This is a genomic window from Halomonas flagellata, from assembly GCF_022487945.1.
Lineage (GTDB): Bacteria > Pseudomonadota > Gammaproteobacteria > Pseudomonadales > Halomonadaceae > Halomonas > Halomonas flagellata.
In genome coordinates this window covers 84,404-99,160 of the sequence record NZ_JAKVPY010000010.1, presented here as the reverse complement: position 1 = coordinate 99,160, position 14,757 = coordinate 84,404, and the positions used below count along the sequence as shown (strand labels likewise).

General features: G+C 69.4%; 17 protein-coding genes. 3 read left to right on the top strand and 14 right to left on the bottom strand.

Annotated elements, in window-relative coordinates; genetic code table 11:
- Positions 1–15 precede the first annotated feature (15 nt).
- Both purM and purN read left to right on the top strand, forming a co-directional pair.
- Positions 16–1,080: a phosphoribosylformylglycinamidine cyclo-ligase gene (gene purM / locus MKP05_RS10430; RefSeq protein ID WP_240568223.1), complete on the top strand. Its 1,065-nt coding sequence runs from the start codon at positions 16–18 to the stop codon at positions 1,078–1,080.
- The gene (purN, locus tag MKP05_RS10425; RefSeq protein ID WP_240568222.1) at positions 1,077–1,817 is read left to right on the top strand and encodes a phosphoribosylglycinamide formyltransferase; all 741 of its coding nucleotides are present in this window, start codon (positions 1,077–1,079) and stop codon (positions 1,815–1,817) included. The genes purM and purN overlap by 4 nt, the downstream gene beginning before the upstream one ends.
- A gap of 27 nt (positions 1,818–1,844) precedes the next feature.
- Here purN and dcd read toward each other — a convergent pair whose 3' ends face one another.
- The 6 genes from dcd to MKP05_RS10395 all read right to left on the bottom strand — a co-directional run bounded on the left by dcd (position 1,845) and on the right by MKP05_RS10395 (position 6,934).
- On the bottom strand, positions 1,845–2,411 hold the full coding sequence (gene dcd / locus MKP05_RS10420) for a dCTP deaminase (RefSeq protein WP_240568221.1): 567 nt from the start codon (positions 2,409–2,411) through the stop codon (positions 1,845–1,847).
- Positions 2,412–2,760: 349 nt separating this feature from the next.
- Complete coding sequence (apbC, locus tag MKP05_RS10415; protein ID WP_338072352.1) at positions 2,761–3,582, bottom strand: iron-sulfur cluster carrier protein ApbC; 822 nt, start codon at positions 3,580–3,582, stop codon at positions 2,761–2,763.
- 133 nt (positions 3,583–3,715) lie between these two features.
- Positions 3,716–4,714 carry a coiled-coil domain-containing protein gene (locus MKP05_RS10410; RefSeq protein ID WP_240568220.1) on the bottom strand — a complete coding sequence of 333 codons (999 nt, stop codon included), beginning with the start codon at positions 4,712–4,714 and terminating at the stop codon, positions 3,716–3,718.
- Between the two features lie 122 nt (positions 4,715–4,836).
- On the bottom strand, positions 4,837–5,598 hold the full coding sequence (locus MKP05_RS10405) for an RNA pseudouridine synthase (RefSeq protein ID WP_240568219.1): 762 nt from the start codon (positions 5,596–5,598) through the stop codon (positions 4,837–4,839).
- A gap of 54 nt (positions 5,599–5,652) precedes the next feature.
- Complete coding sequence (locus tag MKP05_RS10400; RefSeq protein ID WP_240568218.1) at positions 5,653–6,258, bottom strand: hypothetical protein; 606 nt, start codon at positions 6,256–6,258, stop codon at positions 5,653–5,655.
- Position 6,259: 1 nt separating this feature from the next.
- Positions 6,260–6,934, bottom strand: a complete 675-nt coding sequence (locus tag MKP05_RS10395; RefSeq protein ID WP_240568217.1) for a spermidine synthase — start codon at positions 6,932–6,934, stop codon at positions 6,260–6,262.
- A gap of 202 nt (positions 6,935–7,136) precedes the next feature.
- Between MKP05_RS10395 and MKP05_RS10390 the strand changes: the two genes are divergently transcribed.
- A complete protein-coding gene (locus tag MKP05_RS10390) occupies positions 7,137–8,072 on the top strand; it encodes a YihY/virulence factor BrkB family protein (RefSeq protein WP_240568216.1) in 936 nt (311 codons plus the stop codon).
- 9 nt (positions 8,073–8,081) lie between these two features.
- On the opposite strand, the gene MKP05_RS10385 is transcribed toward MKP05_RS10390, so the two are convergent.
- The 8 genes from MKP05_RS10385 to MKP05_RS10350 all read right to left on the bottom strand — a co-directional run bounded on the left by MKP05_RS10385 (position 8,082) and on the right by MKP05_RS10350 (position 14,736).
- Complete coding sequence (locus tag MKP05_RS10385) at positions 8,082–8,309, bottom strand: lipopolysaccharide assembly protein LapA domain-containing protein (protein ID WP_240568215.1); 228 nt, start codon at positions 8,307–8,309, stop codon at positions 8,082–8,084.
- A gap of 69 nt (positions 8,310–8,378) precedes the next feature.
- A complete protein-coding gene (locus MKP05_RS10380) occupies positions 8,379–9,803 on the bottom strand; it encodes a phospholipase D-like domain-containing protein (protein WP_240568214.1) in 1,425 nt (474 codons plus the stop codon).
- 180 nt (positions 9,804–9,983) lie between these two features.
- A complete protein-coding gene (locus MKP05_RS10375; protein ID WP_240568213.1) occupies positions 9,984–10,217 on the bottom strand; it encodes a hypothetical protein in 234 nt (77 codons plus the stop codon).
- Positions 10,218–10,261: 44 nt separating this feature from the next.
- The gene (gene ureG / locus MKP05_RS10370; RefSeq protein WP_110283902.1) at positions 10,262–10,900 is read right to left on the bottom strand and encodes an urease accessory protein UreG; all 639 of its coding nucleotides are present in this window, start codon (positions 10,898–10,900) and stop codon (positions 10,262–10,264) included.
- Between the two features lie 522 nt (positions 10,901–11,422).
- A complete protein-coding gene (locus MKP05_RS10365) occupies positions 11,423–12,127 on the bottom strand; it encodes an urease accessory protein UreF (RefSeq protein ID WP_110284036.1) in 705 nt (234 codons plus the stop codon).
- The gene (gene ureE / locus MKP05_RS10360) at positions 12,117–12,638 is read right to left on the bottom strand and encodes an urease accessory protein UreE (RefSeq protein WP_110283901.1); all 522 of its coding nucleotides are present in this window, start codon (positions 12,636–12,638) and stop codon (positions 12,117–12,119) included. The genes MKP05_RS10365 and ureE overlap by 11 nt, the downstream gene beginning before the upstream one ends.
- 65 nt (positions 12,639–12,703) lie before the next feature.
- Positions 12,704–14,407, bottom strand: a complete 1,704-nt coding sequence (gene ureC, locus MKP05_RS10355; RefSeq protein WP_240568212.1) for an urease subunit alpha — start codon at positions 14,405–14,407, stop codon at positions 12,704–12,706.
- Complete coding sequence (locus MKP05_RS10350) at positions 14,404–14,736, bottom strand: urease subunit beta (protein WP_240568211.1); 333 nt, start codon at positions 14,734–14,736, stop codon at positions 14,404–14,406. Before MKP05_RS10350 ends, ureC begins: the two co-directional genes overlap by 4 nt.
- Between the last annotated feature and the right edge of the window lie 21 nt (positions 14,737–14,757).

Here is a 14,757-nt window from a genome sequence, read left to right as displayed (position 1 = left end):
TACACAGGACAGGTCATGACCGATTCCACTTCCCGCCCCTCGCTGAGCTACAAGGATGCCGGTGTCGACATCGACGCCGGCAATGCCCTGGTCGATCGCATCAAGGGCGTGGCCAGGCGCACCACCCGCCCCGAGGTGATGGGCGGGCTGGGCGGCTTCGGTGCGCTCTGCCAGCTGCCTGCCGGCTACCGTGAGCCGGTACTGGTCTCCGGCACCGACGGGGTGGGCACCAAGTTGCGCCTGGCCATGGACCTGGGCCGCCACGACACCATCGGCATCGACCTGGTGGCGATGTGCGTCAACGACCTGGTGGTGGCCGGCGCCGAGCCGCTGTTCTTCCTCGACTACTATGCCACGGGCAGGCTCGACGTGGACATCGCCGCCGACGTGGTCACCGGCATCGGCGAGGGGTGCGCCCAGGCCGGCTGCGCCCTGGTGGGCGGCGAGACCGCCGAGATGCCCGGCATGTACGAGGGCAGCGACTACGACCTGGCCGGCTTCTGCGTCGGCGTGGTGGAGAAGTCCGAGATCCTCGACGGCAGCAAGGTCGCCGCGGGCGATGTCCTGCTCGGCATCGCCTCCTCGGGCCCGCACTCCAACGGCTACTCGCTGATCCGCAAGATCCTCGAGGTCAGCGGTGCCGACCTGGATACCGCCATCGACGGCCAGCCGCTGGGCGCTGCCCTGCTGGCACCCACCCGTATCTACGTCAAGCCGCTGCTGTCGCTGATCCGGGAGAGCGGCGTCGCCGTGCACGCGCTATCCCACATCACCGGCGGCGGGCTGCTGGAGAACATCCCCCGGGTGCTGCCGGACGGCCTCGCCGCGCGCCTCGACGTCTCGAGCTGGAGCCGCCCGGCGGTGTTCGACTGGCTGCGGCAGCAGGGCAACGTCGACGCGCACGAGATGCATCGCGTGCTCAACTGCGGCATCGGCATGGTGGCCGTGGTCCCCGCCGACCAGGCCGACCAGGCCCGTGCCCACCTGCAGGCCCAGGGCGAGACCGTGTACCGCATCGGCGAGATCACCCCGCGCCAGGGCGACGAGGAGCCGGTGCAACTGGAGAACATCGAGGCATGAGCGAACCCGGTTACCAGAGCGATACCCTGAAGGAGTTCACCCCGGAACCCACCGACGCCCGCCGGGTGGTGGTGCTGATCTCCGGCAACGGCAGCAACCTCCAGGCGCTGATCGACGCCCAGACCCACGACGAGCTGGGCGGCGAGATCGTCGCGGTGATCTCCAACGAGCCCGACGCCTACGGCCTCCAGCGCGCCCGGGACGCCGGCATCGACGCCGTGGTGCTGCCGCACCGCGAGTACGAGAGCCGGGATGCCTATGACGGCGCCCTGATCAAGGTGATCGAGCGCCACGAGCCCGACCTGATCGTCCTGGCGGGCTTCATGCGCATCCTCTCGCCGCGCTTCGTGCAGCGCTTCCTGGGGCGCATGCTCAATATCCACCCCTCGCTGCTGCCCGCCTACCAGGGGCTGAACACCCATGCCCGGGCGCTGGCCGATGGCGTGACCGAGCACGGCTGCAGCGTGCACTTCGTCACCGAGGAGCTCGACGGCGGCCCGGTGGCGCTGCAGGCCGCCGTGGCCGTCGCCGACGACGAGACGAAAGCGAGCCTCAAGCAGAAGGTCCACGCCCGCGAGCACCTGATCTACCCCATCGCCGTGAAGTGGTTCCTGGAGGGGCGCCTGCAGCTCGGCGCCGAGGGCGTCACCTTCGATGGCCAGCCGCTGCCGCCCCAGGGCCTGCGCATGTCCCACGCCGACGCCGCCGAGGAGCTCGACGAGGATCAAGAGGTGTAAGCTGGAAGCTCCGGGCGCAGCCCGGGGTCAGGTGCGGGGGAGCGTGACCCCCCGCTGCCCCATGTACTTGCCGCCGCGGTCCTTGTAGGAGATCGCGCACTCCTCGTCGGACTCCAGGAACAACATCTGCGCCACCCCCTCGTTGGCGTAGATCCTGGCCGGCAGGTTGGTGGTATTGGAGAACTCCAGGGTCACGTGGCCTTCCCACTCCGGCTCGAGCGGCGTGACGTTGACGATGATCCCGCAGCGGGCATAGGTCGACTTGCCCAGGCAGATGGTGAGCACGCTGCGCGGGATGCGGAAGTACTCGACGGTGCGCGCCAGGGCGAAGGAGTTGGGCGGGATGACGCAGACGTCGCCCTTGATGTCGACGAAGCTCTTCTCGTCGAAGGCCTTGGGGTCCACCACCGCCGAATGGATGTTGGTGAAGACCTTGAAGTCGTCGGCACAGCGCACGTCGTAGCCGTAGCTGGAGGTCCCGTAGGAGATCACCCGACGATCGTTCACATAGCGCACCTGGTCGGCCTCGAAGGGCTCGATCATGCCTTCCCGCTCGGCCATGCGGCGGATCCACTTGTCGGATTTGATGCTCATCGGAACGTCCTGGTGGGGTAACAAAAGGAGAAATCGGGGCCGCCATGATAGCGGCCCTGGGTGCAGGCGTCATCCGACCTGTCAATCGCCCAAGGCTATCGCAGATGGCGGTAACGCTCGAGGCTGTTCCGGCGACAGGTCTGCGAGGGGGCGCTGTGAACCCTTCCCTGGGCGCTACCTATTCCCTGCTGCGCTCTCGCATCCTGCTTCGCTTGCAGGGCCGGGGTTGGCCATCCATGGCCAACCCGTTCGGCGGGAAGAACATTCACTGGACGTTCTTCTGATTCCGCCTCACCCCTGGAATAGGACCCCCTCTTCGACCTGTCCCCGGCGCCTCTCGCTTTGGGAGTCAATCGTCGCTGAAGGAGATGGTCGGCCCGTCGGGCGACTGCCTCTGGAGCTGCTCGGCCACCTGGCGCGCCATGTCGCGGAAGCTGGCCGTCACCTCGCCGTCCGGCTCGGCCACCACCGTGGGTCGCCCCCCGTCCACCTGCTCGCGGATCGACAGGGTAAGTGGCAGCTGTCCCAGCACCCGGGTCTCGTACTCGGCGGCGATGCGCTCGCCCCCGCCCTCGCCGAAGATCGGCTCGCCGTGACCACACTTCGAGCAGATATGCAAGCTCATGTTCTCCACCACGCCCAGCACCGGCACGTTCACCTTGCGGAACATCTCGATGCCCTTGCGGGCGTCGAGCAGGGCGATGTCCTGGGGCGTGGTGACGATCACCGCGCCGCTCACCGGCACCTTCTGGGCCAGGGTCAGCTGGATGTCCCCGGTGCCCGGCGGCATGTCGATGAAGAGGTAGTCCAGGTCGTCCCAGGCGGTCTGGGTCAGCAGCTGCTGGAAGGCGCCGGCCACCATCGGGCCGCGCCACACCATGGGCTCGCGGGTGTCGACCATGAAGGCCATGGACATGGCCTGGAGCCCATGGGCCTGAAGCGGCCGGAAACGATTCTCGCCGGCGGACTGGGGACGCACGCCCTCGCCCACGCCCAGCATCTGGGCCTGGCTGGGCCCGTGGATGTCGGCATCGAGGATGCCCACGCGATAGCCCTCGGCGGCCATGGCCAGCGCCAGGTTGACGGTGACGGTGGACTTGCCTACGCCGCCCTTGCCGGATGCCACGGCGACGATATGCTTGACCCCTTCGATCACGACTCGCTCCTCAATGCTGTTGGGCTGGGCCGCCGATGGCGGCTAGACGCCCAGTATACCCGCCAGGGTCCCGGGCCACGCAATGGGGTCCGAAAACACGAACGGCGAGCCAGGCTCGCCGTCCGCACTCCTCGGCTCGACGCTGGTGTCACTCCTGCTCCTGCTCGGCCTCCAGGGCCTGGCCGGCCTGCAGGTTGGCCTCCAGTTCGGCCAGCTCGGTGCGCCAGGCGTTGAGCTGCGATTCCAGCCGCTCGAGCTGCGTCTCGCGGCGCTCGATCTCCGCCTCGATGGCCTCGACCTCCTCGCGGCCGATCTCGATGGCCACCAGCAGATCATCGCGCTCGCTGCGGGTCTGCTGCAGGGCCTCCTCGGCCTCGCCCTGCTCCTGGCGGACGGCCTCGAGCTGCCCCTCGAGGGTCTCGCGCTGCTGCTCGAGCCGGCCGAGCTCGTCGGCCAGGGCATCGCGCTGCGATTCACGCTCGGCGATCTCGTCACCCAGTGACTCGAGACGCGCCTCGGCCTCCTGGATCTCGCCCTGCAGCGCCTCGAGGTCGGCGGCGGCCTGCTCGCGGGCCTGCTCGGCTTCCTGACGACCCTCCTCGGCCTCCTGCCGGGCCGCCTCCGCCTCCTGGCGCGCCTGCTCGGCTTCCTGGCGGGCGGCTTCCGCTTCCTGGCGAGCCTGGTCGGCCTCCTGCCGGGCCAGGTCGGTCTCGTCGTACTCCTGCTGCAGTGCCGCCAGTGCCTCCTGGCCTTCGCTCAGGCGGGCCTCGGCCCCCTCGACATCGGCCGTCACCGTCTCACGCGAGGCCTGCATCTCCTCGAGCTCGGCCTTGGCCGCGGCGACCTCGAGCTGCGCCCGCTCGAGTTCGGCCTCGGCGCCCTCCTGCTCGTCGCGGAGCTCCGCCAGGCGCGCCTCGAGGCTTTCGATGTCCGCCTCGGTCTCCTCGCGTTCGGCGAGCCGGCCACTCAGTGTCTCGTTCTCGCTCTCCAGGGCGGAGAGCCGGGATTCCAGGGCTTCACGCTCCTCCTTGTGGGAGCTGGCGCTGGACTGGGCGAACAGTGCCCAGATGACGGCCACGACCGCCACCGCGGCCAGCCCCCTGGCACGATTGTCCTTGAAAAATGAAGTCTGCGAGGTTTCCGGCATGCGACGTCTCCTCTCGGATTCAGGCTGCGAATCGGTACCGACCGGCTGGGCCGCGCGGCAATGGGTGCAACACGCTCAGCATACATAGCGATCGCAGGAGGGGAAAGCGAGTGGCCCGCCCCTCAGAAGCGTTCGCCGGGCTTCAGGTAGCGCCACTCGCCCATCGGCACCCGCCCCAGGGAGACCCCGCCGATGCGCAGCCGCTTGACCGAGAGTACGGTCAGCCCCACCCCGGTGCACATCGCCTCGAGCTGGCCCGGGACCATGCCCTTCAGGGCGAAGCGCAACCGGGTCTCGCTCTGCCAGCTCACCCGGGCCGGTGCCAGTCGTCGCCCCGGGACCGCCGAGCCACGCCGCAGCGCCTCCATCTGCTCCTCGTGCAGGGTGCCACGCACCTCGACCAGCCACTCCTGCTCCAGCCGGGCGACCTGCTCGTCGAGCCGCCTGGCCACCCCGCGGTCCTGGGTGAAGACCTGCAGCCCACCCTCCCCCGGCATCAGCGGCAGCATCGCGGCCAGGCCGCGGAAATGCGCCTTGAGCGGACGCCGCCCGCTGGGGTCCTCCCCCCAGTGCGTGGCGGGGGTGATCCGCGACCTGGCCAGGGCAGCGCCATCGGCCGCGTCGTGGTCGGGCGGGCAGTGGCACAGCAGGGTGGCCGGGGGAATCGCCTCCGCCCTGGCCCCGGGGGCCAGTTCGACACGCTGGTCGCCGACCTTGAACTGCGGCTCCTCGACGACCCGGCCGTCGACCAGCACCCAGGCACCGGCGATGTACTGCTCAGCCTCGCGACGCGAGCAGGGCAGCAGCCGCGCCAGGCGCTTGGAGAGGCGCTCCTCGGCGCCGGGGGCGTTACCGGCGGCGGATGGGGTATCGGACATGGTCATGGCGGGTCTCGGGTGGGCTGCAGGGAGGTGGATTGTACCCGCTTTCGGGTACCGTCAGGGGGCCTCGGGCGGCGCCTCGATGCGCCAGTTGGAGAGCCAGGGCACCCCCTTGACCTCGACGCCCAGCCGCCGCAGCCACTGGGCGACGACGAGATTGGACTGGTGGCTCAGCCAGTAGGCGCGCGGATAGGGCACGAACTCGAGGTCGAACTCGGCGCTGTAGGTCGGTGTCACGCCCTCCGCCTGGAAGTGGGCATCGAGCCGGCGCCGGAGTGCCGCTACCCGCGCCGCCTCCGCCTGGAGGGGATAGACGCCCACCAGGCCCTCCGGCGCCAGCCGATGGAGGTCGTGGGGCGAGTCGATCTCCTCGTGGACACCGCGCCCCAGCCCGCTGGCCGTCGGCCACAGCATCGCGGAGACCGCGGCCGGCAGGTGCCGCCTGCCCTCGACATACCAGCCCCACTCCCCGTAGCTGTAGCGCACCACCCCGCCCCCCTGCCGCGGCAGCACCAGGCTGGCATGGCGGCCATGGTCGAGCAGGTAGATATCGACCGGATCGACGGGGGCCGAGGGCGGCACGATACGCCCCGCGCAGCCGCTCAGCAGCAGCGCGGCGAGCAGCAGCGGCAGGGCCCGGAAACCGGCGGCGCCCGGTCGCATCTCAGCAGGCCAGCCAGATCCGGTGCTTCGCCCCCTTGCCGGGGCGATGGGCACGTACCATGACCTCCTCGACCAGCAGGCCGACTCGCCGCAGGCGCTCGGTGAAGGCCGGGTCCTGGCCCGCCGACCAGATCGCCAGCACGCCGTCCGGGCGCAGCGCCTCCTGGGCGGCGGCCAGCCCCCGGGGCGAGTAGAGCCAGTCGTTCTCCTCGCGCGTCAGCCCCTCGGGGCCGTTGTCGACGTCGAGCATGATGGCATCGAAGCCGCCGGGCTCCCGACGCAGCAGCTCGCCCACGTCGCCCAGGCTGACGCGGGTGCGGGGATCGTCGAGCGGATGGCCGGCGGCGGCGCCGAGCGGGCCACGGTTCCACTCCACCACCCCGGGCACCAGCTCGGCGACCACCGCCTCGGCGTCGTCGCCCAGGGTCGCCAGCGCCGCGGCCAGGGTGAACCCCATGCCCAGCCCGCCGATCAGCACCCGCACGCCGGAGCGGTCGGCGAGGCGCGCACAGGCCAGCTTGGCCAGGGCATCCTCGGAACCATGCAGGCGGGTGTTCATCAGTTCGCCGCTCTTGCCGGCGATGCGGATGGAGAACTCGTCATTGCGCTGCAGCAGCCGCAGCTCGCCGCCCCGACCGGGGATGCTCGCCGTACCGATCACTTCGAATTTGGCCATGATGCCTCGTCGACGGAAGAAAAATGATGTCCGGCTGACCGGTCGAGCCACGCACCGGCGAAGGTCCGAACGACTGCCGGTGGCGCTCATTATGCTGTCCCGGCCGACGACATGCCATGCACGGGTTCGGCGCGGGCATGATTGACGGCGATCGTCGCTACCGGCGTATGATGCCCTGACAGCCTCATGGACGACATGGCACATGACGGACTCCCCGCCCCCTCTCCGCTCGCATCACCTCGCCTTCACCCTGTTGCCGCGGGTGGTCGGTTTCCTATGGCGGGTGCTCTGTGCCTTCCTGCGCAACCGCGGCATCCTGCTCGCCGGCGGCGTGGGCTACAACATCCTGCTCTCCGTCGTGCCGCTGTTCGCCCTGCTGGTGGTGCTGCTGGCCCGGGTGGTGGACGAGCAGCACCTGCTCGAGGTGCTGGCGATCCAGGCGCGCCACCTGGCCCCCGCCCATGCCGAGGTGCTGATCGAGGCGGTGCGCGCCCTGCTCGACTCCCGCGACGTCATCGGCATTCTCGGCTTCCCGGTGCTGCTGCTGTTCAGCTCCTTCGCCTTTCGCATGCTGGAAGACGCCCTGGCGATCATCTTCCATGCCCCCGACACCCACCATGCCGGCCGCAGCGTCTGGGTCTCGGTGCTGATGCCCTATGCCTTCATGCTGGTACTCGGCGCGGGGCTGCTGGCCCTGACCCTGCTGGTGACCCTGGCGAGTTCCCTGAATGCCCTCTGGCTGGCGCTGTTCGACCGCGAGCTCCCGATGGCGGGGCTCTCGGAGCCGATGCTCAACCTGACCAGCTTCCTCGGGGTCTTCCTGCTGTTCAGCGCCATCTACAAGGTGCTGCCGGTGGTGAAGATCGCGCTGAGGCGGGCGGTGGTAGGGGGCTTCGTCGCCGCCCTGCTGTGGGAGGGGGTGCGCCTGCTGCTGGTGTTCTACTTCGCCAACCTGTCACTCGTCAACGCGGTCTACGGCTCGCTGGCCACCCTGATCGTGGTGCTGCTGAGCCTGGAGGTCGGCGCCATCATCCTGCTGCTGGGGGCCCAGGTGATCGCCGAGCTGGAGCGCAACGCCCGCCTCGGCCTGCCCTGGCATATCGACCCCAGGCGCCAGGCGGTGACCCACGTGGACTGAGCCTGAGACTCAGTGCCGCGGCCCCCGGCCGCGGTCGGCGCGCAGGCGGCGCATCAGCCCCATCAGGCTCCGGCCGCTCACCATGCCGAGCAGGTAGATCACCACCAGCACCAGCGCCAGGGGCAGCGTGAGGCTCCAGGTCAGAAAGCGCACCTCCACCACGGCGATGTTCTGCACGAAGAGGATGAGCACCAGCACCGTGATCGCGATCTTCACCGCCAGCAGCAGCTTGTCCATGCCGTCTCTCCCTGTCGAATCGGCCCCTTCCAAGCTGGCCGGGGCGCCCAGCCCTGTCAAGTCGCGGACTCAGAAGGTCGAGAGGCCGGTGGCCTCCATCACCCGATAGCGCAGACGCTGCCAGGTAGTCGCTTCGTCGTGGGCCGCGAAGGGCTCGCTGGTGACCCGCTGCGGCGTCGAGTGCCAGCGCCGTTCGAAGAAGTCGCCGGCCTCGCGCAGCGCCGGCGTCTCGACCGGCCCGACCAGGCGCACGCTGGTCTCCAGGTTGAGGTCGTCGAGGTTGCGCCGGGTGAAGTTGGCCGAACCGAGGATCATCTCGGCCTCGCCCTCCCCCGCCGGCCGTCGCAGCAGCAGCTTGCTGTGGCACTGCTCGCCGCGGGTGGCACACCAGCGCACCGCGATGCCGGCTTCATGGAGCTCCCGCGCCACCGGCCGGTTGGGAATGCCGCCCTTCTCGAGGCCGAAGGCATCGCGGTTGGGGTCGAGTAGTACCCGGATGTCGGCACCGCGCGAGTGGGCCGCCAGCAGGGCCTCGATCACGCCGCGGTGGGCGAGGTAGAAGACCGCGATATCGAGCCTGTCGCCGGATTCGGCCCGCGCCAGGGCGGCCAGCAGGGCATCGCGAATCGTCCCCTCGGTGAGGACCTGGAGGTGCGCCGTACCGGCCGCGGCGGTGGCCACGGGTGGCCGGGGGGCGGGCAGCGCCACGCCCGACCAGCCGGCCACCGGGCGCTCGGCATCGAGCAGGTCGAGTGCGGCCGCGCCCTCGAAGCGCAATGCCACGTTGCCGTGCAGGCTGCTGGCATCGTGGGGATTGGCCGAGGTGACCAGCCCCGCCCAGCCGTCCCCCTGGTCGACCACCAGGCTCTTGCGGTGGTTGGCGTTGAAGTTGAGCAGCGCCAGGTAGCTGCGCAGCGGTACCCGCCCGGGTCCCAGGGCATTGGGCAGCCAGCCCCCCTCGCTGCCGTTGCCCAGCCAGCGCGGCCCCAGGTGCCAGAGGCCGGACCAGAGCGGGTTGGAGGCACGCAACCGGTTCAGGTCGGTCAGCACCACCGTCACCCCGGCCTCGCGCAGGGCGTGTAGGTGGTCGAGGTCGAGCCCCCCGTAGAGGGTATTGAGCGGGTCGGTGATCAGCACCGCCATGAGCCCGGGGTGACGCCGCCGCTGCTCGATCAGCGCCTCGGTCAATTCCGCCGAGAGCGGGCGGAAGCCGTCGCTCTCCGCCGCGCCGGCGAAATCGTTGAACAGGAACATGTCGAGCACCACCAGCCGCCTGGCCTGGCCGATGAGCGCAAGCACCTCGTCGAATATCTCGCCGTGGACCCGACGCTCACCCGCGGCGTCGACCCAGGTCTCGTCGGCGAGAAAGCGCACTCCCGCGGCGGGGCGCTGCGGCCAGGCGTGTCCGATCCCTTCCGGCAGCGGCTTGAAACGCTGCCAGGCACCCATGGCGACCCAGGCCCCCAGCAGCGCCACGACCAGCCATGGCCACATGCCTCCTCTCCTCCACCGCGCGCCACGGCGGCCACCGAACGATCGCATCCTGGACTCCTTTCCCGGCATCCCCGGCGACGACGCCCCCGCGGCGCCGACAGCTGCAGCATATCCTGCCGGATGCGATGACGCAGCACGCCCGGCCGAGGCCGGGCGCTGCAGCTGTACCGCTGGAGACGATCACGGTTGCCGGCGCAGCCTCAGGCGGCGCACGATGAAGCGGGTCAAGGCGACCAGGGCCGCGACGCCCAGCAGTGACATGGCGATCACCGCCAGCAGTGCCGGACTCCCGGTATGACTGTGCACCGCCGGGGCCTCGTGCCCGGAATGCGCCACGGCCAGGCCGGCGCCGAGCAGCAGGGCGGCAACGGCAACCAGTGCCGCGCGGAAAACGATGAAAAGATGACGTGTCATGAGGGCAATCTCCTGGGTAATCCTTGAATCGGTGGTTGACGGGATCAGGCGCTGGTGGTGGCGAGCCGGGGGCGACGCTCCGGGAGCATGCCGCGGTCGAGGATGAAGCGGATGATCTCCTCGAGGCCGACGCCGTCGTAGAGGTTGGTGAAGACGAAGGGCCGCTCGCCGCGCATCTTCCGCGAGTCGCGCTCCATCACCTCGAGCGAGGCGTGGACCTGCTCGGCGATATCGATCTTGTTGATGATCAGCAAGTCGGACTTGGTGATGCCGGGGCCGCCCTTGCGCGGGATCTTGTCGCCGGCGGAGACATCGATCACGTAGAGGGTGAGATCCGAGAGCTCGGGGCTGAAGGTGGCCGAGAGGTTGTCGCCGCCGGACTCCACCAGCACCAGCTCGAGATCCGGGTGGCGCGCCTGTAAGTCATCGATGGCGGCGAGGTTCATGGAGGCATCCTCGCGGATGGCCGTGTGCGGGCAGCCGCCGGTCTCGACACCGAGGATGCGGTCCGCCGGCAGCGCCTCGTGCTTGAGCAGGAAGTCGGCGTCCTCGCGGGTGTAGATGTCGTTGGTGACCACGGCGATATCGTAGTGGTCGCGCAGCGCCAGGCAGAGCTGCTTGAGCAGCGCCGTCTTGCCGGAGCCCACCGGGCCGCCGACGCCTACGCGCAGGCAATGTGTCATGTCGTTGCTCCTGTGCTATCAATCACTTTCATTCTCTCAGGGTCATCCCAGTCGCGATCTACCAGACGCCGAGGCCCGCCCCTACGGGGTCAGACCCCAGCCAAGTCGCGAAGCCCGTCATGGTGCGTCTTGCGAGCGGATTCGACGCCGCCGGGGTCTGACCCCCTAGGGCCTCCCAGCGCTGGCAGTCCACCGCCAGAACATCCTCAACATACTGATTTTTCAGTAAGACTCCTGGGAATTCCTCAGGGTCAGACCCTGACGAACCCCACGTTTTTCTCGACGTTGACAGCTTGTTCGCCGAAAAAGGCGCCGAGGCTGCCCCTATGGGGTCAGACCCCAGCCAAGTCGCGAAGCCCGTCATGGTGCGTCTTGCGAGCGGATTCGACGCCGCCGGGGTCTGACCCCTGCAGCGCTGGCAGCCTGCCACCCATCCATTCTCAACGCATTGATAATGCTTAAATATTTCTGGGGATGCCTCAGGGTCTGCCCCCCCAAGGCTCCACTTCTTCCCTCTTCCCTCTAGCTCCGAAACAGCCGCGAATACTGGGTCTCGTGCAGGGCACTGGCCAGCGCCAGGCCGGGCAATGCCGGGCCCAGGTCGTCATCCTCCAGCGTCAGCGCCGCGTCCACCGCCGTCACCAGCGCCGGGCGCAACCGCTCCACCAGGCGCTGGGCGGCGGTATGACCGAGCGGCAGCGCCTTGCAGGCCACGGCGAGCTGGTTCTCGAGCCAGGCCCAGGCGAAACCGAGCAGCGCCTGGCGCACCGGCACGCGGCGCACCTGCGCCGTCCAGGCGAAGACCGTCACATAGCCGGCCCCCGGCGGCAGCGGCGGCTCGCTCGGCAGCAACTCGAGGCTGCCGAGAAGACGTGCCAGCGATGCCCCGAGCCGTGCGTCCTCGGCGGCAAGCTCCGCCGTCTCGCGGTTGGCGGCGAGCCAGGCGTCCCACTCGGCGATTCGCTCGGCGTCTCCCGCGGCCCAGGCCCCCTGCAGTCGCGCCAGCAGCGGCAGTTCGCAGCGGGTCAGGCCGTCCTCGAGTACGCCGGCGAGCCACTCGCCGAGGCTCGCCTCGTCGCTGACCCAACCGAGTTCGAAGGCGCTCTCCAGGCCCTGGGAGAAGGCAAAGGCGCCGATGGGCAGGGCCGGGCTGACCAGTTGCAGCAGCCCCAGCAACGCCAGATCATCCTGCGTCTGCCCCGCTTCGCCAGGCCACTCAGTATGCATGGTCATGGTCGTGATCATGGGCGTGGCCATGCGGGTGCGAATGACCATGCGAGTGCCCTCCCTGGGTATAGGCACCCGGCTCGGGGTCGAAGGGTGCCTCGTGATGCTCGAGCGTCGCCCCCAGCAGCTCGGCCAGCTCCTCCAGCACATGGTCCGGAGGGAAGCGCACCCAGCCCTGCCCTCGTGAAGGGGGCTCGTCCTCACCCAGCGCCAGTTGCACATGGCGGTTGCCCAGGTGGTAGGCGAGCCGGGCCAGCGGCAGCCCCGCGGCGATGCGCGCGGTGACCACCGGCTCGACGGCGGCGTGGATGCGCACCACCGCGCCGTCCTCGGCACGCAAGCCCTCGCCGTCGCGCAGCACCGGGCCGCGGTCGAGGAAGAGGCCCAGCTCACGGCCACTGTCGCTCGTCGCCTTGAGTCGCCCGCGGATGCGCAGCTCATAGGGCAGCGTCAGGGTGTCGGTAGCCTGGCTCGCCGCGATGGGGCCCAGGCGTTCGGTCAGTTTCAGCATCGTCTACCTCAGTCTCGGGCTTCGAGCCACGGGCCTCGAGCCGCTCGTAGCTCGTAGCTCGTAGCTCAGAACAAATGATAGCGCTGCGCCAGCGGCAGCTCGGTGGCCGGCTCGCAGGTCAGCAGCTCGCCGTCGGCGTGCACCTCGTAGGTCTGCGGGTCGACGGTCAGGTGCGGGCAGGCGTCGTTGAGCTTCATGTCGGCCTTGCGCACGCCGCGCACGTCCTTGCACGCCGAGAGCTCGCTCGCCAGGCCCAGCCGCTCCTTGACGCCGGCGTCCAGCGCCGCCTGGCTGACGAAGGTCAGCCGGGTCTGGCTCGCGGCGCGGCCGAAGGCGCCGAACATGTAGCGGTAGTGCACCGGCTGGGGCGTGGGGATCGAGGCGTTGGGGTCGCCCATGGGGGCGGCGGCGATCATCCCACCCTTGAGGATCAGCGCCGGCTTGACGCCGAAGAAGGCCGGGTCCCACAGCACCAGGTCGGCCAGCTTGCCGGCCTCCACCGAGCCCACCTCGTGGGCGATGCCATGGGTGATCGCGGGGTTGATGGTGTACTTGGCGATATAGCGCCTGGCACGGAAGTTGTCGGCACCGAGCGATTCGTCCTCGGGCAACAAGCCGCGCTGCACCTTCATCTTGTGGGCGGTCTGCCAGGTGCGGCACACCACCTCGCCGACCCGCCCCATGGCCTGGGAGTCGGAGGCGATCATCGAGATCACCCCCAGGTCGTGGAGGATGTCCTCGGCGGCGATGGTCTCGCGGCGGATACGCGAGTCGGCGAAGGCCACGTCCTCGGGGATGTTGGGGTCGAGGTGGTGGCACACCATCAGCATGTCGAGGTGCTCGTCGATGGTGTTGACCGTATAGGGCCGGGTCGGGTTGGTGGACGACGGCAGCACGTAGGGCTTGGAGCAGGCGGTGATGATGTCCGGCGCGTGCCCGCCCCCGGCGCCCTCGGTGTGGTAGGTATGGATCCCACGCTCCTTGAAGGCCGCCAGGGTATCCTCGACGAAGCCCGACTCGTTCAGGGTGTCGGTGTGGATGGCGATCTGCACGTCGTACTTCTCGGCCACGCTCAGGCAGTTGTCGATGGCCGCCGGCGTGGTCCCCCAGTCCTCGTGCAGCTTGAGCCCCATGGCGCCAGCCTCGAGCTGCGCTTCCAGCGCGTCCGGCAGGCTGGCATTGCCCTTGCCGAGCAGGCCGATGTTCATCGGCAGGTCGTCCACCGCCTGGAGCATCTTGCCGATGTGCCAGGGGCCGGGAGTGCAGGTGGTGGCATTGGTACCGGTGGCCGGCCCGGTGCCGCCGCCGAGCATGGTGGTGATGCCGCTCATCAGCGCCTCTTCCACCAGTTGCGGACAGACGAAGTGGATGTGGGCGTCCAGGGCGCCGGCGGTGAGGATCTTGCCCTCGCCGGCGATGATCTCGGTACCCGGGCCGATGACGATCTCGACATCCGGCTGGGTGTCGGGATTGCCGGCCTTGCCGATGGCGGCGATGCGCCCGGCCTGGATCCCCACGTCGGCCTTGACGATGCCCCACCAGTCGAGGATCAGCGCATTGGTGATCACGGTGTCCATCACGCTGTCATCGTGACGCTGGCTCTGGCCCATGCCGTCGCGGATCACCTTGCCGCCGCCGAACTTCACCTCGTCGCCGTAGTGGGCGGCGTCGCGCTCCACCTCGACCCACAGCTCGGTGTCGCCCAGGCGCACCCGGTCGCCCACCGTGGGACCGTACATGTCGGCATAGGCCTGACGGCTGATCTTCATGGCGTGTCTCCTTTCGCTGTCCCGTCGAGCGCTCCCATCACCTCGCCGCGAAAGCCGTAGATGTGGCGGCGGCCGACGAAGGGAATCAGCGTGACCTCGCGCGACTGGCCCGGCTCGAAGCGGATCGCCGTGCCGGCGGCCACGTCGAGGCGGCAGCCACGGGCCTTGTCGCGATCGAAGCGCAGGGCGGGGTTGGTTTCGGCGAAATGGTAGTGGGAACCGACCTGGATCGGCCGGTCGCCGGTGTTGGCCACCTCGACGGTGATCCGCTGCCGCCCCGTGCAGAGCTCGATCTCGCCGTCCTGTAACTGATACTCACCGGGAATCATGGAGTGCTCCTTCGTCGCGTT

Coding starts and splice junctions, on each gene's coding strand:
- purM (WP_240568223.1), top strand. CDS start 16: ATGACCGATTCCACTTCCCGCCCCTCGCTGAGCTACAAGGATGCCGGT.
- purN (WP_240568222.1), top strand. CDS start 1,077: ATGAGCGAACCCGGTTACCAGAGCGATACCCTGAAGGAGTTCACCCCG.
- dcd (WP_240568221.1), bottom strand. CDS start 2,411: ATGAGCATCAAATCCGACAAGTGGATCCGCCGCATGGCCGAGCGGGAA.
- MKP05_RS10410 (WP_240568220.1), bottom strand. CDS start 4,714: ATGCCGGAAACCTCGCAGACTTCATTTTTCAAGGACAATCGTGCCAGG.
- MKP05_RS10405 (WP_240568219.1), bottom strand. CDS start 5,598: ATGACCATGTCCGATACCCCATCCGCCGCCGGTAACGCCCCCGGCGCC.
- MKP05_RS10400 (WP_240568218.1), bottom strand. CDS start 6,258: ATGCGACCGGGCGCCGCCGGTTTCCGGGCCCTGCCGCTGCTGCTCGCC.
- MKP05_RS10395 (WP_240568217.1), bottom strand. CDS start 6,934: ATGGCCAAATTCGAAGTGATCGGTACGGCGAGCATCCCCGGTCGGGGC.
- MKP05_RS10390 (WP_240568216.1), top strand. CDS start 7,137: ATGACGGACTCCCCGCCCCCTCTCCGCTCGCATCACCTCGCCTTCACC.
- MKP05_RS10385 (WP_240568215.1), bottom strand. CDS start 8,309: ATGGACAAGCTGCTGCTGGCGGTGAAGATCGCGATCACGGTGCTGGTG.
- MKP05_RS10380 (WP_240568214.1), bottom strand. CDS start 9,803: ATGTGGCCATGGCTGGTCGTGGCGCTGCTGGGGGCCTGGGTCGCCATG.
- MKP05_RS10375 (WP_240568213.1), bottom strand. CDS start 10,217: ATGACACGTCATCTTTTCATCGTTTTCCGCGCGGCACTGGTTGCCGTT.
- ureG (WP_110283902.1), bottom strand. CDS start 10,900: ATGACACATTGCCTGCGCGTAGGCGTCGGCGGCCCGGTGGGCTCCGGC.
- MKP05_RS10365 (WP_110284036.1), bottom strand. CDS start 12,127: ATGCATACTGAGTGGCCTGGCGAAGCGGGGCAGACGCAGGATGATCTG.
- ureE (WP_110283901.1), bottom strand. CDS start 12,638: ATGCTGAAACTGACCGAACGCCTGGGCCCCATCGCGGCGAGCCAGGCT.
- ureC (WP_240568212.1), bottom strand. CDS start 14,407: ATGAAGATCAGCCGTCAGGCCTATGCCGACATGTACGGTCCCACGGTG.
- MKP05_RS10350 (WP_240568211.1), bottom strand. CDS start 14,736: ATGATTCCCGGTGAGTATCAGTTACAGGACGGCGAGATCGAGCTCTGC.